Source organism: Streptomyces sp. NPDC047525, from assembly GCF_040643025.1.
GTDB classification, from domain to species: domain Bacteria; phylum Actinomycetota; class Actinomycetes; order Streptomycetales; family Streptomycetaceae; genus Streptomyces; species Streptomyces durmitorensis.
In genome coordinates this window covers 53,771-76,939 of the sequence record NZ_JBEYTL010000015.1, presented here as the reverse complement: position 1 = coordinate 76,939, position 23,169 = coordinate 53,771, and the positions used below count along the sequence as shown (strand labels likewise).

Annotated in this window: 25 protein-coding genes; 20 read left to right on the top strand and 5 right to left on the bottom strand. The window is 68.7% G+C overall.

Features of this window, described 5'->3' with window-relative positions:
• Complete coding sequence (locus tag ABZ833_RS33795) at window positions 1-669, top strand: DUF6193 family natural product biosynthesis protein (protein ID WP_361055182.1); 669 nt, start codon at window positions 1-3, stop codon at window positions 667-669.
• A 71-nt stretch (window positions 670-740) separates the two neighbouring features.
• Here ABZ833_RS33795 and ABZ833_RS33790 read toward each other — a convergent pair whose 3' ends face one another.
• Window positions 741-1,544 carry a serine protease gene (locus ABZ833_RS33790; protein ID WP_361054833.1) on the bottom strand — a complete coding sequence of 268 codons (804 nt, stop codon included), beginning with the start codon at window positions 1,542-1,544 and terminating at the stop codon, window positions 741-743.
• Between the two features lie 261 nt (window positions 1,545-1,805).
• On the opposite strand from ABZ833_RS33790, the gene ABZ833_RS33785 reads away from it, so the two are divergent.
• From ABZ833_RS33785 to ABZ833_RS33710, 16 genes are all read left to right on the top strand, one after another.
• A complete protein-coding gene (locus tag ABZ833_RS33785; protein WP_361054830.1) occupies window positions 1,806-2,495 on the top strand; it encodes a hypothetical protein in 690 nt (229 codons plus the stop codon).
• 340 nt (window positions 2,496-2,835) lie between these two features.
• On the top strand, window positions 2,836-3,567 hold the full coding sequence (locus ABZ833_RS33780) for an RcpC/CpaB family pilus assembly protein (RefSeq protein WP_249588431.1): 732 nt from the start codon (window positions 2,836-2,838) through the stop codon (window positions 3,565-3,567).
• Window positions 3,568-3,584: 17 nt separating this feature from the next.
• Window positions 3,585-4,439: a hypothetical protein gene (locus ABZ833_RS33775; RefSeq protein ID WP_361054826.1), complete on the top strand. Its 855-nt coding sequence runs from the start codon at window positions 3,585-3,587 to the stop codon at window positions 4,437-4,439.
• Window positions 4,436-5,746, top strand: coding sequence for an ATPase, T2SS/T4P/T4SS family (locus ABZ833_RS33770; RefSeq protein ID WP_361054823.1), 1,311 nt, complete (start codon window positions 4,436-4,438; stop codon window positions 5,744-5,746). Before ABZ833_RS33775 ends, ABZ833_RS33770 begins: the two co-directional genes overlap by 4 nt.
• 7 nt (window positions 5,747-5,753) lie before the next feature.
• A complete protein-coding gene (locus tag ABZ833_RS33765; protein WP_361054820.1) occupies window positions 5,754-6,836 on the top strand; it encodes a type II secretion system F family protein in 1,083 nt (360 codons plus the stop codon).
• On the top strand, window positions 6,833-7,768 hold the full coding sequence (locus ABZ833_RS33760) for a type II secretion system F family protein (RefSeq protein WP_249588427.1): 936 nt from the start codon (window positions 6,833-6,835) through the stop codon (window positions 7,766-7,768). Before ABZ833_RS33765 ends, ABZ833_RS33760 begins: the two co-directional genes overlap by 4 nt.
• A gap of 82 nt (window positions 7,769-7,850) precedes the next feature.
• Window positions 7,851-8,102: a hypothetical protein gene (locus tag ABZ833_RS33755; RefSeq protein ID WP_249588426.1), complete on the top strand. Its 252-nt coding sequence runs from the start codon at window positions 7,851-7,853 to the stop codon at window positions 8,100-8,102.
• Between the two features lie 51 nt (window positions 8,103-8,153).
• Complete coding sequence (locus ABZ833_RS33750; protein ID WP_361054815.1) at window positions 8,154-8,606, top strand: TadE family protein; 453 nt, start codon at window positions 8,154-8,156, stop codon at window positions 8,604-8,606.
• A complete protein-coding gene (locus ABZ833_RS33745) occupies window positions 8,606-9,070 on the top strand; it encodes a TadE/TadG family type IV pilus assembly protein (RefSeq protein WP_361054812.1) in 465 nt (154 codons plus the stop codon). Before ABZ833_RS33750 ends, ABZ833_RS33745 begins: the two co-directional genes overlap by 1 nt.
• Before the next feature lie 26 nt (window positions 9,071-9,096).
• Window positions 9,097-9,561, top strand: a complete 465-nt coding sequence (locus ABZ833_RS33740) for a pilus assembly protein TadG-related protein (protein WP_361055179.1) — start codon at window positions 9,097-9,099, stop codon at window positions 9,559-9,561.
• 349 nt (window positions 9,562-9,910) lie between these two features.
• A complete protein-coding gene (locus ABZ833_RS33735; RefSeq protein WP_361054809.1) occupies window positions 9,911-10,528 on the top strand; it encodes a hypothetical protein in 618 nt (205 codons plus the stop codon).
• Window positions 10,525-11,583 (top strand): hypothetical protein, encoded by a 1,059-nt coding sequence (locus ABZ833_RS33730; protein WP_361054806.1) that lies wholly within the window; start codon window positions 10,525-10,527, stop codon window positions 11,581-11,583. Before ABZ833_RS33735 ends, ABZ833_RS33730 begins: the two co-directional genes overlap by 4 nt.
• Before the next feature lie 38 nt (window positions 11,584-11,621).
• Window positions 11,622-11,927 (top strand): hypothetical protein, encoded by a 306-nt coding sequence (locus ABZ833_RS33725; protein ID WP_361054803.1) that lies wholly within the window; start codon window positions 11,622-11,624, stop codon window positions 11,925-11,927.
• The gene (locus ABZ833_RS33720; protein WP_361054800.1) at window positions 11,924-13,243 is read left to right on the top strand and encodes a putative T7SS-secreted protein; all 1,320 of its coding nucleotides are present in this window, start codon (window positions 11,924-11,926) and stop codon (window positions 13,241-13,243) included. The genes ABZ833_RS33725 and ABZ833_RS33720 overlap by 4 nt, the downstream gene beginning before the upstream one ends.
• Before the next feature lie 92 nt (window positions 13,244-13,335).
• Window positions 13,336-13,956 (top strand): hypothetical protein, encoded by a 621-nt coding sequence (locus ABZ833_RS33715; RefSeq protein WP_361054797.1) that lies wholly within the window; start codon window positions 13,336-13,338, stop codon window positions 13,954-13,956.
• A gap of 18 nt (window positions 13,957-13,974) precedes the next feature.
• Entirely contained in the window at window positions 13,975-14,649 is a 675-nt protein-coding gene (locus ABZ833_RS33710) for a hypothetical protein (protein WP_361054794.1), read from the top strand.
• Window positions 14,650-14,741: 92 nt separating this feature from the next.
• Here the strand turns inward: ABZ833_RS33710 and ABZ833_RS33705 are convergent, their stop codons facing one another.
• The 4 genes from ABZ833_RS33705 to ABZ833_RS33690 form a co-directional block, all read right to left on the bottom strand.
• On the bottom strand, window positions 14,742-15,092 hold the full coding sequence (locus tag ABZ833_RS33705; RefSeq protein WP_361054791.1) for a hypothetical protein: 351 nt from the start codon (window positions 15,090-15,092) through the stop codon (window positions 14,742-14,744).
• A 127-nt stretch (window positions 15,093-15,219) separates the two neighbouring features.
• The gene (locus tag ABZ833_RS33700) at window positions 15,220-15,792 is read right to left on the bottom strand and encodes a barstar family protein (RefSeq protein WP_361054788.1); all 573 of its coding nucleotides are present in this window, start codon (window positions 15,790-15,792) and stop codon (window positions 15,220-15,222) included.
• A 52-nt stretch (window positions 15,793-15,844) separates the two neighbouring features.
• Window positions 15,845-16,822, bottom strand: coding sequence for a hypothetical protein (locus tag ABZ833_RS33695; protein ID WP_361055176.1), 978 nt, complete (start codon window positions 16,820-16,822; stop codon window positions 15,845-15,847).
• A gap of 98 nt (window positions 16,823-16,920) precedes the next feature.
• On the bottom strand, window positions 16,921-17,514 hold the full coding sequence (locus tag ABZ833_RS33690; protein WP_361054785.1) for a hypothetical protein: 594 nt from the start codon (window positions 17,512-17,514) through the stop codon (window positions 16,921-16,923).
• Between the two features lie 547 nt (window positions 17,515-18,061).
• Here ABZ833_RS33690 and ABZ833_RS33685 point away from each other — a divergent pair.
• From ABZ833_RS33685 to mqnC, 3 genes are all read left to right on the top strand, one after another.
• Window positions 18,062-21,046 carry a BTAD domain-containing putative transcriptional regulator gene (locus ABZ833_RS33685; protein ID WP_361054782.1) on the top strand — a complete coding sequence of 995 codons (2,985 nt, stop codon included), beginning with the start codon at window positions 18,062-18,064 and terminating at the stop codon, window positions 21,044-21,046.
• A gap of 97 nt (window positions 21,047-21,143) precedes the next feature.
• Window positions 21,144-21,869, top strand: coding sequence for an A24 family peptidase (locus tag ABZ833_RS33680; RefSeq protein ID WP_361054779.1), 726 nt, complete (start codon window positions 21,144-21,146; stop codon window positions 21,867-21,869).
• 99 nt (window positions 21,870-21,968) lie between these two features.
• On the top strand, window positions 21,969-23,168 hold the full coding sequence (gene mqnC / locus ABZ833_RS33675; RefSeq protein ID WP_361054776.1) for a cyclic dehypoxanthinyl futalosine synthase: 1,200 nt from the start codon (window positions 21,969-21,971) through the stop codon (window positions 23,166-23,168).
• Window position 23,169 lies beyond the last annotated feature (1 nt).

Genomic DNA, 23,169 nt, shown 5'->3' with positions numbered 1-23,169 from the left:
ATGCTGGAAGAATTCTATCCGGACTTGGCTGAACTCGGCGGACTCCAAAGGGCTTTGGTGCAGGAATCTCGACAGGAAGGTCTCGATCTCGGCGTAATGGCGGGGGCGACTTCGGACCCCTTCGAAGACCCCAGTAGCGCAAAGCTGTTGTCCGACAGGGGTACGATCATGATCTACCTCGGGGCGGAAGAGCGACGGTTCTACATCAGCATCGCAAGCGTTCAGCATTCGTGGGCAGAAGGTGTCACCGATGATTTGTCGTCCGTCGTGGGGGTCGCGAAGGACTGGCAGAACGGTGTGACGCTAGCGGAGTTGAACTCTCGTTTCCCATTCATGGAATACAGCGATCTTGCGCAAGCCTATGAGGGCGGCAACCCGGTCGCGATCCAGTGGGGAAGTCTGCTCCACGACGAAGTATTCGCGGAGTATCGGCCGCTGACACGCGAGATCTACGCTCATGAGCAACTGCGTGCTCTTTTCCCCTTCTACAGCATGGGGATGCTCCGTCTCTCCACGGACCACACCAGTCGCCAGGCGGGAGAGATCCGGATCTCTCCACTGCGCACAGGCGGCTACCGCGTCGAGTCCACCGTCTCCGGCAGGGAGACACACGTGGAGAACATGGACCGCATCGCCGAGACGGCGGTCGCTTTCCTGGATGCCTCGTAGGAGAGTCCCGCTGCGACAGTGAACGCGAAAGCTCGGCCCGGCACTGCGTCCGGGCCGAGCTCAAGTAGGTCCTAGCGGCGGTTCATCCCCCGCTTGACCTTCTTCCCCGCCGCCGACTCATCCAGCGTCTTCCACAGCTTCGACGAACTCAGCGACGTGTAGACCCCCGGAGCCCCCTGCGCCCCGCATCCATCCCCGTACGAGACGACGCCGATCTGGATCGGGGCCCTGCGGCCCGGGACATTGCGGAAGATGGGGCCGCCGCTGTCGCCCTGGCAGGAGTCCTTCGTCTCTACTCCCGCGCAGAAGTTGACCTTTGAGTCGTACTCCCCGTAACTCGTCCCGCATTCCGCGTGCGAGAGGATCGGGACCTTTACCTGGCGCAGGCGGTCCGGGGTGTTGGGGAGTTCCGTGTCCGTGTTTCCCCAGCCCGTGACCGTCGCCTTCTGGCCGGGGCGGATCAGGGCGTCCGTGCCCTGCGTGGGGAGGGCGATCGGGGAGATGCCCCGCACCGGCTTGCTGAGTTGGATGAAGGCGACGTCGTACGCCTCCTGGCCCTTCAGGTAGCGGGGGTGCACGACCACGCCGCCCTTGGCCACGTTGCGTATCTGGCCCTGGCCGGACTTGGAAAGGACCGTGCGGCCCACCGCCACCTGGAGCTTCTTCGGCTTCAGGGGCTTGCCCGCGTCGTCCACCAGGCAGTGCGCCGCCGTCATCACGGTGTCCGCGGTGACGAGGCTGCCGCCGCAGAACTGGCGGTCCAGCGGGCTGCCGGAGCCCTTGTCCATGACGGCCGCCATGAACGGGTAGGCGTCGTTGGACACTTCGGTGCCGCCGATGATCGCGTGCGCGGCGGGGGTGGTGGTGGCCAGCATGGCAAGTGCCGCCGTGGCTACGCCGGCTGCCGCCATGGTCTTGCGGGGCGCCGGTCGTGCGGTACGTCGTACGCGCGAAGGGTGCGCAGGGCGCGAGGGAAAGGAAAATCTCATGGGGGTTGAATTTCTCTTCCGTGTCGAACAAGCAGGATTCTGTTGTGCGGTACGCCGCCGACCCACGCGTTGTCGCTGCTGCGGGGCGTGGCGTGCCGGACTGTGAGACGGGGGAGGGTGAGTGCGGGTTCATTGGAGGGCGGCGGGATGTCGGGAGAGGCAGGGCGGGCCGATGTGCCGAAACGCTTGGAACCGACACCACTGACCGGGGCGTGGATCGACGGCTGGATTTCTCGTGTGCGGGAGTCCCTTGCCGTCTACCTCACGGATTTCGAGACCCGGTTCGGGTATCCGGCCGACGTCAACTCTGTTGATATCGGTGGGGAGTTCGGGGGGACGGAGGGAGGGGCAGAGGGAGGGGTAGAGGGAGGGGCAGAGGGAGGGGCAGAGGGATTCGACGTCTCAGCTGCTCTGCCCGGCGATCTCCTGCTCCTCTATCGCCATGTGCGCCGACTCGGCCTGCCGGACGTCGGAGTCGGGCTGTTCGTGCACTCCCTTCCACAGACCGTGGCCGGGCTTCGCGGGGACTTGCCCACGCGGATCGTCGGCGCTGTTGAGGGCTCTGCTGTCGAGGACTCCGTCGTCGTCTTCGGATCCGACGGCGGCGGGGCGCTCTTCGCGCTCAGTCGTACGGATGAGGCGACCGTGTACCGCCTTCCGCCGGGGCGGGTCGAGGGCAGCGTCTATCACTGCGGGGCCGCGGGGGCCGAGGTCCTGGCCGCGAGCCTGCAGGGGTTCCTCGCTCACGTCGAGACTCACGTCGAGCGTGAGCTGTTGGCCGAACCCCGCCCAACCGGGAACCACCCCCGCCCCTCCCGGCGTCATCCGTGCGGCTGAACGATCAGCTGCTCATCGGTCACCGCCGGGTTGGTGTTCCTCATCACCGCCCCCTGCGGCGCCCGTTGCGCAAAGGGTGGATATTCGCGTACGCACATCCTCATCTCCTCCTCCGCATCCCGGAATGGGTGGGAACCATGGAGTACGGATTGCGCGTGGATAACGATGAGGGGTGCGGGCCGCAGCAGTCTTAACGCGCCTTGAGGGGCTTATGTGCTGCTGATACGGTGCGATGACTTGACACTGTGCCTGGGGCTGAATAGCCCGCCCGAGGCGGGCGAAGAGAGTCGCGAGTGTCTGAAAATGACCGAATCTTCTTGGGCGTGCGGGGAGCAGTTGCGTGAAGATCCAAGAGCGTACGGGGGCGGGCAACAACCGTTCCGCCGCGCCGGTTCAGCCAGCGGTCGGTGAGCGCCTTCCCGCGCCGCCTCGCGAGCGCAAACCGGCACTCGCGGCCCTGGCCGTTCTGCTCATCCTCGTCGGCGCCCTCGGTGCCACCGTTCTCGTGCTGCGCGCGGGAGAGCGTGTAGAGGTCGTGAAGGTGACGGCGGAGATTCCGGCGGGGGAGTCCGTGAGTGACAGCAACATCACCTCCGTCATGGTCGCCGACGACGCGAGCATCAACTACGTGAAGTGGTCTCAGGTCGACGGGCTGAGGAAGCTCAAGGCCACCAACACCATTCCCAAGGGCGCCGTGGCCGTCGGCGAGATGTTCTCCAGCAAGAGCGGACTGCCCGCGGGCAAGTCGGCCGTCGGTGTGTCCCTCAAGGAGGGGCAGTACCCCGCGTCCGGCCTGAAGTCCGGCGACAGCGTGGACGTCTACCAGGTCGGCGACTCCGCCTCCTCCGGCTCCGACAAGGAGACGGGCGGCTCCGCCGGAACGGGCGCGAGTGACTCGCCCATCGTCTCGGCCGCGCAAGTCCGCACCGTCGCGGACAAGAGCGACGCCACCGTGAGCACCGGCGCCCTCGGCGTCACGCTCCTGGTCGACACCGCCGACGCCGCCGCCGTCACCAGGGCCGCGTCCGCCGGCGCGGTCGCTCTCGTCCAAGTGTCTCCCAACGGCAACTAGAGGCGAGTAGAAGAGACATGGCGCTCATTGCTCTCGCTGCCGACAAGGGGTCCCCCGGAGTCACCACCGCGGCCGTCGCGCTCGCAGCCGTCTGGCCGCGGCGCGTGCTGGTCGCGGAGACCGACCCCGCGGGCGGCGACCTGGTCTACCGCAGTGCCGCCGCGCACGGCGGACCGCTCAACCCCAACACCGGGATGCTCAGCATCGCGGCCACCGCACGCCGCGGCCTCGTGCCCGACCAACTCTGGGACCACACCCAGCCGTTGAGCGGGGGACTTGAGGTGCTCGTCGGGCTCGGTGTGGCCGAGCAGGCCGCCGGGCTCGCGGGGCTCTGGCCGACCCTCGGCCGTGCCTTCTCGCAGCTCGCCGATTCCCCGCACGCGCCCGCAGATGTCATTGCCGACTGTGGTCGTATCAGTGGGGACACTCCCGCCGTCGAGCTCTTCCCGCAGGCGGCCCTCGTGCTGCTCGTCTCGCGGACCGAGCCCGAGGCCATCGCGCGCGTGCGCGACCGTGCCGCCGCCCTCGCCGCCAAGCTGCACGGCGGATCGCGTGGGGCCGCCTCGCTGGCGACCCCGCTCATCGGCGTACTCCTGATCTCCGACCCCTCGACGTCCGCCAAGCTCGTCCACCAGGTCAACGACATGCTGGTGGCCGCGCAGACCGGCGCCCGCGTCGTCGGCACGCTCGCCGAGGACCCGGCGGGCGCCGAGCAGTTGGCGGGCCGCAAGCGCGGCCGTCTCGACAAGTCGATGCTGATCCGCTCGGCCCGCAAGGTGACCGTCGACCTGTACCAGCAGTACGGCGCCGCCTGGGCCAACCCGGCCGCGGGCGCGCAGGGCATGCAGGGCACGCACGGGGCGGGCCGATGAGCGTTCCCGTCGATCACCAGCTCGTGAAGCGGTTCCGGCAGGACGCCGGTGACCGCATCGCCGAGCAGCGCCGCCTGGACCAGGTCTCGGGCGTCACCCCCATGTCGGGCGAGGACGAGCGGCAGTACGCCCGTGCCGTCATCGCCCAGATCCTGGAGGAGTACGCCCGGACAGAGATCAACGCCGGGCGCACCCCGCTGGACGCCGACACCGAGGAGAAGTACGCGGCCGCCGTGCACGCCGCGCTCTTCGGCGTCGGACGGCTCCAGCCGCTGCTCGACGACCCCGAGGTCGAGAACATCGACATCAACGGGTACGACCAGGTCTTCGTCGGATACGCCGACGGGCGCGAGACCAAGGGCGACCCGGTCGCCGAGACCGACGAGGAGCTCATCGAGCTCATCCAGATCCTCGGCGCCTACTCCGGTCTCTCCTCGCGCCCCTTCGACTCCGCGAACCCGCAGCTCGACCTCCGGCTGCCCGACGGCTCGCGTCTGTCGGCCGTCATGGACGTCACGCGGCGCCCCGCGCTCTCCATCCGACGTGCCCGCATGGGCAAGGTCTTCATGTCGGACCTGGTGGGCAACGGCACGGTGACACCCGAGGTCGCGCACTTCATGGCGTGCGCGGTGCGGGCCCGCAAGAACATCATGATCGCGGGCGCGACGAACGCCGGAAAGACCACGCTCCTTCGCGCGCTCGCCAATGAGATCCCGCCGCACGAGCGCCTGGTGACCGTCGAGCGAGCCCTGGAGCTCGGCCTCGACCAGTACGCCGATCTGCACCCGAACGTCGTCGCCTTCGAGGAGCGCCTGCCCAACTCCGAGGGCCAGGGCACCATTTCGATGGCGGAGCTCGTGCGCCGTTCGCTCCGCATGAACCCCTCGCGGGTCATCGTCGGTGAGGTGCTCGGCGACGAGATCGTGACGATGCTGAACGCGATGTCGCAGGGCAACGACGGCTCGCTCTCCACGATCCACGCCAACAGCTCGAGTGAGGTCTTCAACCGCATCTCGACGTACGCCCTCCAGGCCACCGAACGGCTGCCCATCGAGGCGAGCCAGATGCTCGTGGCCGGAGCCGTCAACTTCGTCGTCTTCATCCAGCGGCGCAACAACTACCAGACCGGCGGCAAGCTCCAGCGCATGGTGACCTCGGTCCGCGAGGTCAACGGCGTCGACGGCCGCGTCCTGTCCAGCGAGGTCTTCGCGGAGGCCGCCAACGGGCAGGTCGTCGCGCACGCGCCGATCGCCTGCATGGACGACCTGGCCGTCTTCGGCTACCGCCCCGCCGGGCAATGGGGGTGAGCACGACATGAACTCACTCGGCTCGATGGGCGGCCTTTTCTCGCTGCCCGTCCTGTACGCACTGGGCTGCGGCCTCGCGGTCGGCGGTGGCCTCGCGGTCCTCGCGATCGCGCTGCGCGGTCTGCCGGTGAAGCCCGAGCACGAGAAGCAGAAGGCCAGCGAGCGGATGAGCGAGCTGATCCGCTTCGCGGGCCAGCGCGGCTCGCTCGCGATCGGCGTCGGCCTGGTGGTGCTTCTCCTCACCCGCTGGGCGGTGGCGGGCATCGCCTCCGGCATCCTCGTCTTCTTCTGGGACAAGCTGTTCGGCGGCGCGGCGGAGGAGCGGTCGCAGATGCGCCGCGTCGAGGCCCTCGCCGCCTGGACGGAGTCCCTGCGCGACACGATCGCGGGCGCGGTCGGCCTGGAGCAGGCGATTCCCGCCTCGGCCCGAGCGGCGGCTCCCGTCCTGCGCCCCCACCTGGACGCCCTGGTGGACCGGTTGCGCGCGCGTACGCCGCTGCCCGAGGCCCTTCAGGTCCTCGCCGACGAGATCGACGACGCGTCGGCGGACATCATCGTGGCGGCACTGATCCTCAACGCGAAGCTGCGCGGACCCGGCCTGCGCCAGGTCCTCGGCGCTCTCGCCAAGTCGGCCCGCGAAGAGGTCGACATGCGCCAGCGCGTGATGGCGCAGCGGGCGTCGACGCGGCGGTCGGTGCAGATCGTGGTCGCGGTGTCGATCGCGTTCGTACTCGGCCTGTCGATCTTCAACCGCGACTTCGTCGAGCCCTACGGCACGGCGGTCGGCCAGCTCGTCCTGGCGTGCGTCTGCGGTCTGTTCGCGCTCGGGTTCTGGTGGCTGCGGAAGCTGTCGACGGTGGAGACGCCGGATCGGTTCCTGGTCAGGGACGAGCCCGGGGTGCAGTTCGTGCGGCCGCGGGGGCCGGGGACTGCCCCTGCTGCGGGTGAGCAGGCGCCGCTGAACGGCCCGGCGGGCCCTTACGGCCAGCCTCAGCCTCAGCCGGGTGCGGGTCAGCCGGGTGCGGGTCAGCCGGGTGCGGGTCAGCCCGGTCAGCCGGGCTTCTCGAATTCTGAGGGGGTACGTCGATGAGCCTGACGATGCCGATAGTGATCGGCGCCATCATGGGCCTTGGCATCTACGCCCTCGTCCGTGCGCTGATGCCCTCCAAGCGCAGCGCGGTCGCCACGGTCGCGCGGATCGACGCCATGCGGGCCCGGGGCGCGGCGTACGAGTCGCATCGCGCCTCGTCCGACGAGAGCCAGGGCAATGCGGGTCGGCTCGGGTCGGCCCGCACCCGGGTGGGCATGCGAGTCGCCGACTTCTACCTCCAGCAGGGCTGGGAACAGCGTTCGCTGCGGGCCGACTTGGCGGTGCTCGACCGGAGCTGGGAGAAGTTCCTGGCGACGAAGACGCTGCTTGCGGCCGCGGGTGTGTTCTTCGGCCCGTTCCTGTTCGCCGTCATCTGGACCCTGGGCATGGGCAGCAGCCCGATCATCCCGGTCTGGCTGGCCCTCATGTTCGGTGCTCTCTTCTTCTTCCTGCCCGATCTCGAAGTGCGGCGGGACGCGGCGAACAAGCGGCGCGACCTGCGCCGCGTCATCGGCGCCTATCTGGACCTGGTGTCGATGAGCCTGGCGGGCGGGCGTGGTCTTCCCGAGGCCTTGATGGCGGCGGCGGAGATCTCGGACGGATGGGCGACGCGGCGCATCCGAGCGGCCCTTGCGGACGCGCGCATCACCGGTATCAGTCAGTGGCAGGCGCTCGGCGCCCTCGGCGAACAGCTGGGCGTCGAGGAGCTCAAGGACCTGTCGGCGTCCCTGGCGCTGGTGGCGGACGACGGCGCCAAGGTGCGCGAGTCGCTCGCTTCCCGTGCCGAGACGATGCGCCACCGCGAAATGGCCGAGATCGAGGGCAGCGCGGGCGAAAAGTCCCAGTCGATGCTCGTCGCCCAGCTGTTGCTGTGTGCGGGCTTCCTGGTCTTCCTCATCTTCCCGGCGGCGATGCGCGTGTTCCAGGTCTAGCAATCTTTACGGCGATGGACGGGCCGGCCGACACGGCGGCGGCCCGAGACCCTTCCCCCCACTCCTGAAAGGACAACTCACCATGAACGGACGGAACTTCAGCACCGGCAACCCCGGTCTGGACCTCGTGATCACCTTCCTGCAGGGCCGCGTGCAGCGTGCCCGCTCCGGCGAGCTCGACCGTGGTGCGTCCGCGGTCGAGTGGGTCATCATCTCCGCGGTCGTCGTGGCGATCGTCGGCGTGGTCGCCGCGATCATCAACGAGGCGCTCGGCTCGGGTGCCAAGAAGGTCGGCGAGTGCATCAAGGGCGCGGACGCCGGCAGCACCTGCTGACCAGCAGCACCTGCTGATCAATCGGTTATCGGGGAACGAAGGCGGGGACGAGTGCGCGGGTGCGTGAAGCGATGGGTGCGCCGCAGGGTGGAGGCAGTCTCCGCCCGCGGTGAATCCGGCATGACCGCGATCGAGTTCGTGCTGCTCACTCCGGTCCTCTTCTTCATGATCTTCGCGACGGTGCAGTTCGCGCTGTACTTCTTCGCGGATCATGTCGCCCAGGCCGCGGCGCAGGCGGGTGCGCGCAAGGCCCGCGCGACGGCCGACGAGAACCCGGGCGGCTGGCGGGGTGACGCGCGCGACGTGGTCGACGACTACATCCAACAGCTCGGACCGCAGTTGGTGATCGGCCCCGACGTGAAGACGCTCGAGCCGAAGGCGAACACGGTCGGGGTGGAGATCACCGCGAACGTGCCCTCGGTCTTCCCCGGCCTCGACCTGACGGTGCACGCGCAGTCGTCCGGGCCGGTGGAGCGGTTCGTGGAGGACGGTGAGGGCGGCTGATGAAGAACGTGAACGTATGGGCACGTGCTCTTCGCCGGCACCGTGCCGCGCTCGGCGCCGATCTCAGGGCGGACCGGGGGCTCTCGACCATCGAGGTGGTCATCCTCGCCCCGGTGATGATCCTCTTCATTCTGGTCCTGGTGGCCTTCGGCCAGCTCGTCGACGGCCGGGGGGCCATCGACGGAGCGGCGCGGGACGCCGCGCGTGCGGGCTCGATCCAGAAGGACCAGGCCACGGCGATGGCGGAGGCGAAGGCGGCCGCGGAGGCGGACCTCGCGGACGTCTGCTCGGGACCGGTCAGCGTCAACCAGACGAGCGCGGGCTTCGAAGCCACCGTCGATCCCTTCTTCACGGTCGAAGTGAGCTGCGAGGTAAGGGGATTGGACATGATCGGCGTGGACGTCCCGACGACGCTGAAGGCCAGCTTCAGCTCGTCGCTCGACCCGCTGCGGAGGTCGGTGTGAACAGGGCCCCACGCCTACGCCAGGGCCTGGGCCTCGGACTCGGCCTACGCGAGTGGACGACGTCCCGCCGCGAACGCCTCGACGACCGCGGCTCGGGCGCCGGCGCCGTCATCATCTTCGCGCTCGTCTTCCTCTCGCTCTCGGCCTTCGTCATCGACGGCGGCCTGTCGATCTCCAAGCGGGAGCGGGCCGCCGACATAGCGGAACAGGCAGCGCGTTACGCGGCACAGGACATCGACCGCGAGGGCATCTACGAGGGCGCCAAGGGCGCACCCATCAACTACGAGAACTGCGGCGCACGGGCGCAGACGTTCGCCCGGGAACTGGGCATGAGCGGCCCGGACGTCGCGGCGACGCACTGCGTGACGGCGAACGCGAACCAGGTCGAGGTCGAGGTACAGATGACCTACAGCCCGGTGTTCGTCGGGATGTTCTACGGCGGGGACGTGACGGTGCGGGGGCGGGCGATCGCGGAGAACGAGGTCGGCTGAGCCGGGGGCCACGTCCTCCGTGCTTTCCGTGCTTCTCCGCGCTCTCTACACTCCCCGGCGCTCCTTTCACTCGGGATTCCGCTGGGCGGCTGCCACCAGGTAGGTCCAGGGGATTTCCCGTTCCCCGGTGGTGGTGCTGAAGGCGCCGCTTTCGTTGCAGGAGCGGATGCCATGGGCGGTCTCGGAGCGCCGTCCACATGAGGGGTCATCCCACTCATCCGACTTTTACTCTGCGGGGCTTCGATCTTGCGGTGACCTTCGGCGGGGACGCGGGGTTTTACCGCCTGCTCCCCTTTGCGGGAGGTACAGGAGGTAGAGCCGGGTGCGTACGAGGGTTGGATTGCCGTGGGTGTGTGCTGTCGCGCTGTTGGTGGTGGGGTGCGGCGGGGGAGCGGAGCCGCAGGGCTCCGACGAGATCGCCGGCGTGGGCCAGGGGGTGGAGAAGGCGTCGGCCGAGGCGTCCGCTGCCCCCGGCGACGGGATCGCGCGCCCCAAGATCACACTCCCAGAAGGTGATCAACTCGTCTTCGAGCCTCAGGAGACGGGCGATGCGAGGACGGACGCGGTACTGCGTGACAACGCCGAGTACTTGCGTGCCGTAGACGAGGCGATCGGCGAGCAGAAGCCCAAGTCCAAGGCGGTGGCCTTCTACAGCAGAGGTTCGGCCTACTTGGACTCGGTGGAGTGGATCGGAGGCTTCGTCGAGGAAGGCAACACGGTGACAGGGACGGTGCGTTACGTCGATCGCCGGGTCACGTTCGGCGAAGACGGTTCAGCCGGGCTCACGTACTGCGGGGACGAGTCCAAGGGGTACACCAAGGACCTCAAGACGAAGAAGACCGACGTCACCCCGGTCACCAAGGATTCGTACGTCTCCTACAACGACCGGCTGAGGAAGAACGCCAAGGGCGTGTGGCAGGTCACCAAGAGCGTTTCGGAGCGAGGCAGCAAGGCCTGCCGCCCATGAACGGTCACCGCACCGCAGCCGTCGCGCTCACCGTCTGCACCACATTGCTGATCTCGTCGCAGGCGGCGGCGCCGTCGGCCTGGGCCGATCGCACCAGTCGGGGAGGAGCAGGCAGCGAGGTGAAAGGCGGTGCGAGCGGCCGCGTCATCACCGCGCAGACCCGTGTGCGGACCTCGGTTCACGGCAGTGGCACGGACCACGCCTCCGTGACCGGCTCACCCTCCCCGGTCGGTGTGGCCTGGACACCTCCTGCGTGCTGGTACGAGCCCGCCTTCTCGCCGAAGGAGATCAAGAGCACCGTCAAGGCGTGGCGGGTCTTCGGGGCGAATGCTCCGCTCGTCGGTGGGGTCGGATACGTCATCAGCGCCGCGCTGGAGCACCGCTACAAGGACGGCCACCCCTACAAGAACTACAACCTCTCCAAGCAAGGAGAGGGAATGTTCTGGGCATCGGTGGTCAACCCGAACCGACAGGACGACCCCGAGGCGACGTCGTGCGACCGGCAGCCCTTCTGGGTGGACGAGGGACAGACCCCGGCCGAGCCCATGGCGGCCTCGCCGGAGATCCTCGCCCAGTACGCGTACGACGAACTCCCCGTACCCGGGACCGAGATCAAGATGGCCCCGAGGGCCAGGTCCACGGTGAACCTGCCCACCTGGGTCTGGCTGGACAAGGGCAGGTTCAAGAAGATCTCCGTCACGGCGACCCTGCCCGGCACGGGCCTCTCGGCGACGACGACGGCCGAGCCCGAGTCCCTGCACATCGACCCCGGCACGCCCGACGCGACCCGCTTCCCCGCGTCGGGCGGCTGCGCGATCCGCGACGGCGGCGGCATCGGTGAGCCGTACGCGCGGGGCAGGGCGGAGACGGCGCCGCCGTGCGGGGTGACGTACTTGCACTCCACGGCAGCAAACGAGGCGTACGCCCTCCGGGCCACCCTCACCTGGAAGATCCGCTGGTCCAGCAGCACGGGGGAGGGCGGCGGACTGCCGTCGGGCTCCTTCGGAGCGACCCGGCGGATCCCCGTACAGGAGATCCAGTCAGTGAACCGCTGACCCCGACCGATCAAGTCCGGGAGCCGCAGGAGCCCTCCATGGCCGACAAGCTCAAGACCGACGGCGACGAACTCGTCCACTTCATGAAGCTGTTGAACAGATCCGCCGACTCCCTGAAGGGCCTCCGCAAGGCCCTGAGCAACGCGACCATCACCGGCCTCGGCACCGACGATCTCGACTGCGCCTGCGAGGACTTCCAGTCGGACTGGAAGTACGGCGCGGAGGAGATCGGGGAGCAGACCGAGGACCTCGCGAAGATCATCGGCCAGAGCAAGGACAGCTACGAGGAGGTCGACAAGGCGCTGGCGGAGGCGCTGGAGAAGGCGAGGAGGGGCAAGGGATGACGTACACACCGGGGCAGGAGACGCCGCACCCGCCGGCCTCGTCGAACCAGGGCACCCTGAACGACCTGACCAAGCCCCAGGGCCTGAAGTCCGCGCCCCACATCCCGAACCCGGCCTACCCGGCGCTGGGCTTCAACCCCGTACCCGGCAGTCCCGACACCGTGCGTTCCCTGCACAAGAAGCTGGCGAGCTGCGCCAAGGTCCTGGACGACACCCATGGCCAGGTCACCAAGCTCATGGCCGGCAGCTACTGGGAGGGCGACGCGGCGGTCGCCTTCCGCGAGCAGATCGACGGGGGCCCGCTGCCCCTGAACCTCAAGAACGCGGCGCACTCGCTGACGAAGGCGGCCAAGCAGCTTTGGCGTTGGCACGATGAGCTCGACGAGTTCCAACGGCGCGCACGGCTCCTGAACGAGGACGCGAAGGACGCGAGGGCCGCGGTGGAGGCGGCGCAGGGGCGGGTCTCCGAGCTGCCGGACGGGGCCGACGACCGCAAGGCCGCCCTGAAGCGAGCCAATGACAAGGTCGACGAAGCCAGGGCCGAGCTCGACCGCATCCTGGGCAAGGCGCGGCGGCTGGCCTCGGAACACGAGGAGAAGGCGGGCCACCGAGCACGCAAGATCCGCGACGCGACGCGGAAGCTGGCACCCAAGGAGCCGGGTCTCTTCGAGGAGATCGGGGAATGGCTGACGGAGAACCTGCCGGACATCCTCAGCTTCGTGGCGGGGGTGGTGGGGCTGGTCGCGTTGTTCGTGGTCACGGGTGGGGTTGCGGCTGCGGTTCTGTTGTTGGTGGCGGGGGCGTTGAGTGCGGGGGCGCTGACGCTGCGTCTGACCGATGCGGAGGCCATGGAGTCCTTGGCGGACGGCTTCACCAAGGGTGAGTTCGATGCGGACTTCTGGGGCAACGCAGTCAGTCTTGGAGGGGACGCTCTGGGCGTGCTTCCGGGGCTTGGCGCTGTCGGGCGCAGCCTCGTCAAGACTGCCGAGGCGGGCAGCGAAGCGGTGACACTCGCGCAGCGGCTGGCCACTTTCGGTACCAACACCATGGAGGAGGCGCGCGCCATGGCAGGCCTGGAAAACACTCCGCTCAATTTCGTGCTGCGCAGTGCGCCCAATGCCCCGAAGGTCGTTGAAGTCGTGGAGAAGGCCTCTGCTGGAATCGGAGTCGGCACTTCGGGCTACGGCTTGGTGGCCGGTGCCGTCGACGCGGTCGACATCGACGGAGTCGCGGAGGGAACCACAGGAGTCGATGGTGCGCGACTGGGGCTTGACGGTGGTGGACTCTTCGACCTTGCGCGCCACGTCTTCCCATGATCGCCACCGGAAGGAGAACGACCGCTGTGAACCCCGCTGACTGTCCCCATGCCTGGGACCACGCACCCACACGCCAAGCGTGGATGAGGCACATGGCAATGAACGTTGTCGGTCTCGTCGGCTGGATCGTCACGTGGGTAGCCCTGCTGGCTGCGTTGGCGGTGTACCTGTCCCCGGGATACGTCCCTTTGCTGTTGCCGTTCATGATGCTGGCGTTCTACCGCTCCTTCACTCAGCTCGCCTACTTCCCTTGGGCTGTACGCATGCGGCGGATTCTGCAGCAGTACCCATGGCAGGTGCTCGATGGAGTGGAGCGCGGCTTGGGCGAGCATCCTGGATCCAACGAGAAGGGTCCTTGGTTCGCGTTCAGCAATCCGGCGAAGCCGGAGGAGAAGATCCCCCTGGTCTTCCTCAGAACCATGCGCCGGTACTGGTGGACCAAGCGCATCGGTGGAAGCCGCACCAAACCGGAGCTCAAGGCACAGATCGAGCCGCTCTGGTTCGCCGGAGACCCCCGCTTTCTTGCTGTCATCGCGGCGCCAGGACGCGAGGGCAAGGCGCCCAAACGTAAGTACGTCCTCCACCAAAGGGCGGCTCTCGACAGGCGCATCGCGCCATTCAATTGGGGCGCCAGTGCCCGAGACGTCGAACGTGCTCGCCGAGCCGGAGCGCGGGTCGCCGATCACGACAACTCACTGACTCAGATGGATTGAACAGGTTGATCGGACGCCATGAGTACTGCTTGCTTCGCGATCCACGGCTCAGCCCGCAACGCCGACGCCGCCATCTGGTTCGCGGAACCCCAAGGCTTCACCACAGTGCCGCTGGACGCATTTCCGTCGCCACCCGGCTCCCCAGCCGACGACGTGCTCCGTCAAGCCGTCGCGCCACTCCTCGACGCCATCCCGGACGAGGCGACTCGCCAACTGTTCGCCGCCCAACTGGCCACAGCCCAACAACTCCTGCAAGCCCTACGGGAAGTCGGCACAGTCCACAGCTCAATCGGTCTGCACCGTGATGACACGGAGAACGGCGACGGCAGTCCTCTTCTCTCCCTCTTTACGATCACCTGGCGAGACACGGCGTGGTCCCCGCGCTCCTTCGCTGCCGCCCGGGCCGTAGCCACCGCCGACCACCACACCCGCATTGAGTACGCCGACCTGGCGTGCGGTCCGGCCACCCTCAGTGAAACCCTCCGGGCCCCGGCCCCCGCGGCCGGCCTTCCACCGGGCCGACGCGCCTTGCTCCAGCTCCACGCCCACCTTCCGCACCCGACGGGCAAGCGCATCGCAGTCCTCACCCTGAGCACGGCGGCCGCGGCCCGCCGCGACGAGTACCGGGCGCTGCTCCGTCAGATCGCGGAACTGGTCAGCTTCGAGAGCCCACTTGAGGGCGGCTCAAGCTAGACGTGACCCGGCTCGGATGGTGAGGGGAGTGGAGGGGAGGCTAGGGGAGGGGATTGGAGGAGAGTGGGACGGACGCCTGAGTGGGCGGCCTGCTAGTCGCCCTCTCCCTTGCCCTTCCCCTTGCCGCCCTTGTCCTTCACGCCCTCGGAGACATCCTTCGCCAGCTTGTCGTCCAGCTTCTTGAATTCCCGTACGACCGCGTCGGACATGTCCGCCAGCGCGCTCAGCTGCTGGGTGATGTCCTCGCGGCCGTCCTCCCAGTTGGACTCGAAGTCCTCGAGTGCGTCGTACACGCCGCCGTCGCCGATGTCGTCCTTGTAGGACTCGAAGGTCTTCTTCGTGCGGTTCATCCTGTCCTTGACGGACCGGAGTCTGCTCCCGTAGTCCTCAAGGTCGCTCAGCGGAAGCGCGAGGTCGCTCTTGCCCTTGCCGGCCATGGTCATGTCCCCCTTGCGTAGCTCTCCGCGTCCCGCTGCCGGGAAGCGACGATATCGCGTGGCCCGTGAGGCGTGAGCTGCCTGCTGTTCCTGTCCGCCCCGTCAACAGTCAAACCCCGCGGGTGAATCCCGGTCAACGCCATTCCTCGGGGTCGAGAGCAGCCGCGACGAAACCGTCCCCTGTCGTGACCAGCAGGTCGGGCTGGTCCACCCTGAGTCTGATCGTTTCCTGGTCGAATTGATTGAACTCGAAGATGAAATGCTCGGCGATGGCTGGTCGGTCCAAGGGGAATCCGTCGAGGTCCACCCCTGAATTCGCTCGGTCCGCCGCCTGGCAGAGGACCGATACGAGCAAGGGGAAATTCGCCGTTTCGAGCAGGGGGTCGGCATCGTGGATGACGCCTGCGATACCGACTCGCCCCGTGACCGCGCCGCACAGATCGTCCAGGCAGTCCACCATGGCATCCCAGTTCCTCCCGAAATATGAGGGGAATTGAAGCGCCTCCGCGAAGGAACCGTAGATGCCTTGCTCGGTCATCAGGGCGGACGCGGGGAAGTGGTGCACGCGGCCTCCCCTCGCGGCCAGGGTGGACAGCCCGCTGTCCATCTGCGCTGTGCCTTTGGGGGTGAAGACGACCCAGGGAGGCGAGGTTCCCGTTACGTCGAAATCCGGTGTCGAAATCCGGTGTCGCCATCCCTGCGCCATCCCTGCGCCATCCCTGCACCATCCCCGCTCGCTCCGTGAATTGGTCAGGACTTCAGCGGTTGATCGACTGGACTTCCTGTACGTCCATGTCCTGGGTCGTCTCGAAGGTGCCGTTCGGCAGATTGTGCTTGCCGTCGTTGTCCGAGCCCTCCCAGGAGATTTCCCAGGTGATGGAGGCCTTCAGCTGGTACGGCTTTCCGTCGGTGGCGCGGAGGTACGTGATGCCGCACGGCGGATCCTGTCTCGACTTGCCCTTGGTGTAGGGCGTGCCGATGCTGCCGTCGTCGTTGATCTCGCATTCGCCGGATGCCGGGAAGGTTTCCGCGTCGGCCGTGCCCGGTTCCAGGTGCAGGCTCTTCGGCTTGGCCGTGGTCTCCGCCCACAGGCCTGTGTTCGGGAGCTCCGCGCGGACCTTGACGTCCTTGAAGGTGCCCTTGTCCAGCCAGACCCACGTGGGCAGGTTCACCGTCGACTTGGCCTCCGGCTTCAGCTCCACCTCGGTGTCGGGGACCTTCACCTTGTCGTAGGCGTACTCGGCGAGCATCTTCGGCGTCGGGGCATGCGGGATGTCGGGAACCGTGCCCGCGTCCTGCCAGAACATGATCCGGCCGCAGTCCCAGGAGTCCGGGTCGGTGTCGTCCGGTGCGACACCGCGCCAGAAGTAGCCGTCCTTGCCGATGTTGTAGTTCTTGTAGCCCTCGGCGCGACTGTTCTCGTCGTCGAAGTTGTCGTTGGCCTCGCCCTTGTCGTAGTGATCGATGAAGATCGCGTCCGACCAGAATTCGTGGATGCCGGCGTCGTCGACTTCTCCGGCCTCCGCGGCCTTCTTGAGCTGTTCGGGCGTGTAGGCGGGCTCGTACCAGCAGGCCGGAGGTTTCCAGTTGGGGTCGATCGGCGCCAGGTTCCCCTTTTTGCCGCCGCCGTCTCCGCCGCTCTTGTACGAGATCTTGATCGAGGAGTGCGTGACGCCGGCGCCGAGGTTGCCTTCGTCGTCCACGCTGCCGCCGCCTTCATGGCCCGGCCCGCCCAGCGCCGACGCGGGCGACGGAACGAGAGCCGAGACGATCGCCAAGGGGGCGATCACCCGGACGATCGCGGTGCCTATGGTGCTGCGAGTGGAGCGCACGATCAGCATCCCCCGGGGTCGGTCTCTACCGAGGTGGTCATCCAGACGCCGTTGTCGCTCTTCTCAAGAGCCGTGCGGTACTGGACCTTGGGGGACTCGCCCTCGGGAGTCCCTTCCTTCTTGCCGGTCTTGAGGTCCTTGCTGAAGCCCTTGCTCTCGTCCACGCAGTAGAAGAGAGTCGCCCGGCCTTTCTCGCGGATCTCCGCCTCGGGGCGGGAGGCCTTGATCTCGCCGGTGATCGTCAGCCCCTTGTAGCCCTTGACCCACTTCTCGCCGCTGGCGAGGGCGGACCGGGCGCTGTAGAAGGCCAAGTAGTCGGCCTCGGGGTCGGCTTCACCGATCGCGGCGTATGTCCCGCGGAGCCGTTCCTTGCCGTCGTTCAGGATCGACTGGATCTTCGGGTCGCTGTCCGTCCAGCCCTCGAAGTCAGCCTTGAAGGACGTGGGCAGGGTGATCTTGGGGCGGTCGACCCCCGACGATTCCGACGCGGAGGGCGAGGGCTTGCCCGACCCCTTCCCTGTCCCCTCGATCTCGTCCGAAGGACTGTCGCCCCCGCCGCTCCCGCAAGCGGTCAGCAGCAGGGTCGCGCTTGCCATCAGAATGGCAGCGATGGGCATGGAGCGACGGGCCACGATTGCAGTCCCCCAGATTCAGCAGAGTTCGGCAGAGTTCGACATGTGTGCAGGAGAGAATGGAGCCGGACGACGCTACCAGGCGTGAGTTACCAGCACTGGTGGGCCGTGTGAAGGTTCTCGCGTCCCGCGTGATGACGGAAGCGAACGGTCCTCAAGTGCTACGCGGGCGCAGCGAATCCGTGCCGGAACTGTGACGAGGGGGCGTGAATGCCGGACGAATGCCCCCGTCGGGCGGTCAATCGCCGGGTTGGAACGGGCCGGATCGGGCGGGAAGTGTGCAAGGAGAGTTGCGCTTTCGGTGCAACTCGGGCTTAAACGGGCACCTGGAGAAGCCCCTTGAGGGCCGTTGCCCCTGGATTCCCCTGTCTGACCTTCGGCCCCTTCCGTACCATCGCCTCAGTACGCTCAGCGCAAAGACCGCTGAAGACCGCTGAAGACCGCAGAAGACCACGCAAGCCCACCGCTGATCCCCATCCGCTCCCTCCCAGAGGACATCAGGACACCCGCCATGGCGCGCACCACTTCAAGTTCGACAGGCGGCCCGTCGGCTCCACGGAATCGGACGCCGCAGCCGCTGCCCCGGCGTCGACGCACGTTCGGGGACTTCGTCAAGGCGTTCCTCGCCTTCGTCGCGCTGGCCGCGCTGGTCTTCGGCGTGCCTGGCGCCCTCGCGTACGCCGTGGGGTGGCCGCTTCCGGGCGGTGCGCCCTCGCTGGACTGGTTGCAGCAGGAGATCACGGTCGGGACGTTCATCAACGTACTGACCGTCGTCGTCTGGCTCGCCTGGGCCCAGTTCACCGCCTGTGTGCTGGTCGAGGTCAAGGCCGCGCTCTCCGGTGTCGGCATGCCGGGCCGCATTCCCGGCGCCGGCGGCAGCCAGCTCCTCGCCCGTCAACTCGTCGCGGCCCTGCTCCTGGTGGGCGCGACCGCCGCCAGCTTCGCGCCGGGGCTCTCGCAGTTCGGGCAGTCGCTGGAGGGGAACCAGAAGCCCGCGTCCGCCGCTTCCGCCCAGCAGACCCCCGGCGGTCTCTTCGGGCAGGAGCAGGCAGGCAGCGCCGCCAGTGCCGTCGCCGAACAGGCCGAGCAGGCGGCCGCCCATGCGGACGGGAGCAAGAGCGAGGACACGAAGTACTACCGGATCCAGCCGCCCGAAGGACGCCACCACGACTCCATGTGGGAGATCGCCGAGCGGCACCTGGGCGACGGCCGCAGGTACAAGGAGATCTACCAGCTCAACAAGGACCGTGAGCAGCCCGACGGCTCGCGGCTGTCCGAGGCCAGCCTCATCCGGCCCGGCTGGATCATGGAGATGCCCGCGGACGCGCACGGCGGCGAGCTCGTCGAGATGCCCGACGAGGCGCCCAAGGTCTCGCAGGACGTGAAGGAGCAGATCTCCGACTACGCCAAGTCCGGCGATCACCAGCAGGGTGGCGGCGCCAAGGAGCAGGGCGGCGGTCAGCAAGGCGGCTCCGGCTCCGTCGATCGCGACACCGCGCACATCACCATTCCCGAGCAGCGGCCCTCCGAGGGCGGGAAGGGGCAGCAGGAGGCACCCGTCGCCAGCAGCGGCGAGTCCGAAGGATTCTCCTTCGGGCTGCCCGAGGCCCTCATCGGCGCCCCGCTGCTCGCCGCAGGACTGCTCGGTGCGCTCGGCCGCCGTCGGCGTCACGCGCTGTGGCAGTCGGCCATGGGCGCCATCGGCGGACGTCGCGGCATGGAGCCGCCGACCCCGACCGGCGGCGCGGCCGACGCGATGGACGCGCTGCTCGTGGGGGCCGACCCCGAGGGCGTACGGCTTCTCGATCTGTCCCTGAGGGGGCTCGCCGCCTCGCTCGCCGAGGAGTCCCGGGCCCTTCCCACCGTGTACGCGGCCTGGCTCAGCGGCGGTGACCTGCACCTCCAGCTCGCCCAGCCCGCCGGGCGGCCGCCTGCTCCCTGGCAGTTGGGGCAGGACCAGACGTTCTGGATGCTGGCGCGCACCGACGCCGAGCAGTACGAGGACGTGGACACCGCCGCTCCCTACCCGGGCCTGGTGAGTCTGGGGACGCTCGACGACTCGCGGCTGCTGCTCAACCTCGAAGCCGTGCCCGGTGTCGTCTCGCTGAGCGGGCGCGAGGCCGACCGTGCCGCCGTCTTCGCCTCCGTGGCCGCCGAGCTCGCCACCAACGGGTGGTCCGACCGCATGACCATCACCCTCGTCGGCTTCGGGCAGGACCTGACGCCGCTCGCGCCCAACCGTCTGCGGCACCTCGACGACATCGAGGCGCTGATCGAGACGATGGAGGCCGAGACGCGACAGCGCCGCGGAGCCCTGGGGGCCGCCGGGCACGACTCGGTGCTCACCGGCCGTACGGGACCCGCCCAGCACACCCGCTGGGCCCCGCACCTGGTGCTGCTCGCCGCCGAGCCCACCGGGGACGATGCCGTGAAGCTCGCCGAACTGGCCGCCGACGCGAGCCGGTTGGGCATCGGGTACCTCGTCGGCACCGAGTCCGGTGACCTGCCGGGCGCCGCCTGGGAGATGGAGATCACCCCCGAGGGCAAGCTCCTCGCCCCGCTGCTCGGCCTCGAGCTGGAGGCGCAGGCGCTGCCCGAGGCCCAGCAGCGGGCCGTCGTGGAGCTCTTCCTCGACGCAGACCCGGGGGAGGGCGGGACCGCAGGCTCCACCGGTTCCGGCCGTACGGCCGCCGCTCCGCCGTTCCTGGTCGACGTCACCGAGCAGGGGCGGCCCGCGGTGTACGCGCGCCTCGTCGGTACGTACGAGATCATCGGCCTCGACACTCCGGACGGCGAGCGCAGCCCGTTGATGCACGAGGCCCTGGCGCTGCTCCTGCTGCACCGCGAGGGCGTGCACCCGCGGGTGCTCTCCTCCGCGCTGTGGCCGCGCGGTGTCACCGAGGACGTGCGCGACGCGCTCGTCGAGCGGCTGCGGGAGTGGCTCGGCACCGAGCCCGACGGGTCGCCGCGGCTTTCGGCCGACCGGAGCGGGCGGCTCACGCTCGCCAAGTCCGTGGTCTCCGACCTGGACGTCCTGCGGTCGCTGTACCACGAGGCGACTCAGGGGCGCGGGGCCAACAGCCGGGCTGTGCGCGGGCGGATGCTCACCGACGCCCTGGTGCTCGTGCGCGGGCCGCTGCTCGCGGACCGGCCGCAGGGGCGGTACGCGTGGCTCACGCACGAGATCATCGACGCGCAGCTGCCGCTGCTCGTCGCCGACATCGGGCTCGCCCTCTCCGAGTTCCACCTGGAGAAGGGGCGCGCGGAGAAGGCCATCGAGGCGCTGAACGCCGCGTTGAACTCTTCGCCGGGGGACGAGCGGCTCTGGAACGAGCTGCTGCGGGCGACCCACGCGGTGGGTGATCCGGCGCGGCTCCAGCAGGTGGCCGCCGATCTCGTTGCCCGCAGTGGGGCGCGGGGCGTTCCGCCCCGGACCGAAGCCTTGCTGGACGAGTTGCTGCCTACCTGGCGCAGTGGCCTCACCGCCGTGGGGTAGTTCTTTCGCTGCGGAGGGTGGGGCGTTTCGAGGCCGCCGCTTCGCGGCGGACCTCTCCCACCCACCTACCCGTATCTCCGCCTCTAGAGGGTGACCGTTGGACCCGCTGTTGTACGTCGTCGTCGGCAGCGCCCTCTGGGGCGCCGCCGCCGGGCTGCTCGTCCCCCGTGCCGTCTACCGGCTCTCCGTGCCGCCCGACGAGGCATGGCGGGACAGCTGCCCCGACGGGCACCCCCTGAGCGGCTGGGTCGGGCTCGCGCGGTGCCCGCGAGGAGACCGCTTCGGGCCCCGCACTCTGACCGTCACCCTCGCCACCGCCCTCGTCTGCGCCGCCCTCGCCGCCGCCACAGGCCCACGGCCCGAGCTGGCAGTCTGGCTGCTGCTCGCGCCCTTCGGCGTCCTGCTCGCCGTCGTCGACTTCGGTGTGCACCGGCTGCCCGACGTGCTGACTCTTCCGCTCGCCGTGGCCGCGCTCGCCCTCCTCGGGGGCGCCGCGCTGCTGCCCGAGCACGGCGGTTCCTGGTCGCACGCGCTGTACGGGGCGCTCGGGCTCGGCGGTGCGTACTTCGTGCTCTTCCTCATCAGCCCGAACGGCATGGGCTTCGGGGACGTGAAGCTCGCGCTCAGCCTCGGTGCGGTCCTCGGCTGGTACGGCTGGGGCGGGGTGCTGCTCGGCACCTTCGCCGGGTTCCTGCTCGCCGCCCTGTACGGGACAGTGCTGGTCATCGCACGCCGCGCCGGGCGCAAGACGGCGATCCCGTTCGGGCCCTTCCTGATCGGCGGGGCGTTCGTGGGGCTGCTCGCCGGGGCGTACGCCGCCTGACGTGCCGCACGGTGCGTACGCCGCCTGACGTCGGGCGGCGCAAACAGCTGGCGTACGCTGGATCGGTCCGTCCAGAACCCTTACGAAAGGGACGCCCCGGTGACCGAGAAGGCCGACCTTCAGTCCGTCCTCGACCGTGCCGCCGCAGGTGGGCGGATCAGCGCCGAAGAGGCGCTCGACCTCTACCGCGATGCTCCGCTGCACGCGCTCGGCGCCGCCGCCGACGCGATCCGCCGCCGCCGGTACGCAGGGACCGAGCACATCGCGACGTACATCATCGAGCGGAACATCAACTACACCAACGTGTGTGTGACCGCCTGCAAGTTCTGCGCCTTCTACGCCGCCCCGAAGGACACCAAGAAGGGCTGGACGCGCGACCTCGACGACATCCTGCGGCGCTGCGCCGAGACCGTCGAGCTCGGTGGCACGCAGGTCATGTTCCAGGGCGGGCACCACCCGGACTTCGGCGTCGAGTACTACGAAGAGCACTTCTCCGCGATCAAGAAGGCCTACCCCCAGCTGGTCATCCACTCCCTCGGTGCCTCCGAGGTCGAGCACATGGCCCGCATCTCGAAGGTCTCCGCCGAGGAGGCCATCAAGCGCATCCACGCCGCCGGGCTCGACTCCTTCGCCGGCGCGGGCGCCGAGCTGCTCCCGGCCCGCCCGCGCAAGGCCATCGCCCCGCTCAAGGAGAGCGGCGAGCGCTGGCTGGAGATCATGGAGATCGCCCACGGGCTCGGCGTCGAGTCGACGTCCACGATGCTCATGGGTACGGGCGAGACCAACGCCGAGCGCATCGAGCACCTGCGGATGATCCGCGACACCCAGGACAGGACCGGTGGCTTCCGGGCCTTCATCCCGTACACGTACCAGCCCGAGAACAACCACCTCAAGGGCCGGACGCAGGCCAGCATCTTCGAGTACATCCGCATGATCGCGATCTCGCGGATCTTCCTCGACAACGTGGCCCACATCCAGGGTTCCTGGCTGACCACCGGCAAGGAGGCCGGCCAGCTCACCCTGCACTACGGCGCGGACGACCTCGGCTCCGTGATGCTGGAGGAGAACGTCGTCTCCATGGCCGGCGCCAAGCACCGGAACAACCTGCGCGACATGATCGACATGATCCGCACCGCGGACCGCGTCCCGGCCCAGCGCGCCACGACGTACGAGCACCTCGTCGTGCACGACGACCCGGCGAACGACCCGACCGACGACCGCGTCGCCTCGCACATCTCGTCCACGGCGATCGAGGGCGGCACGGCCCACCCCGAGCTGAAGCTCCTCGCCTCCAACTGAG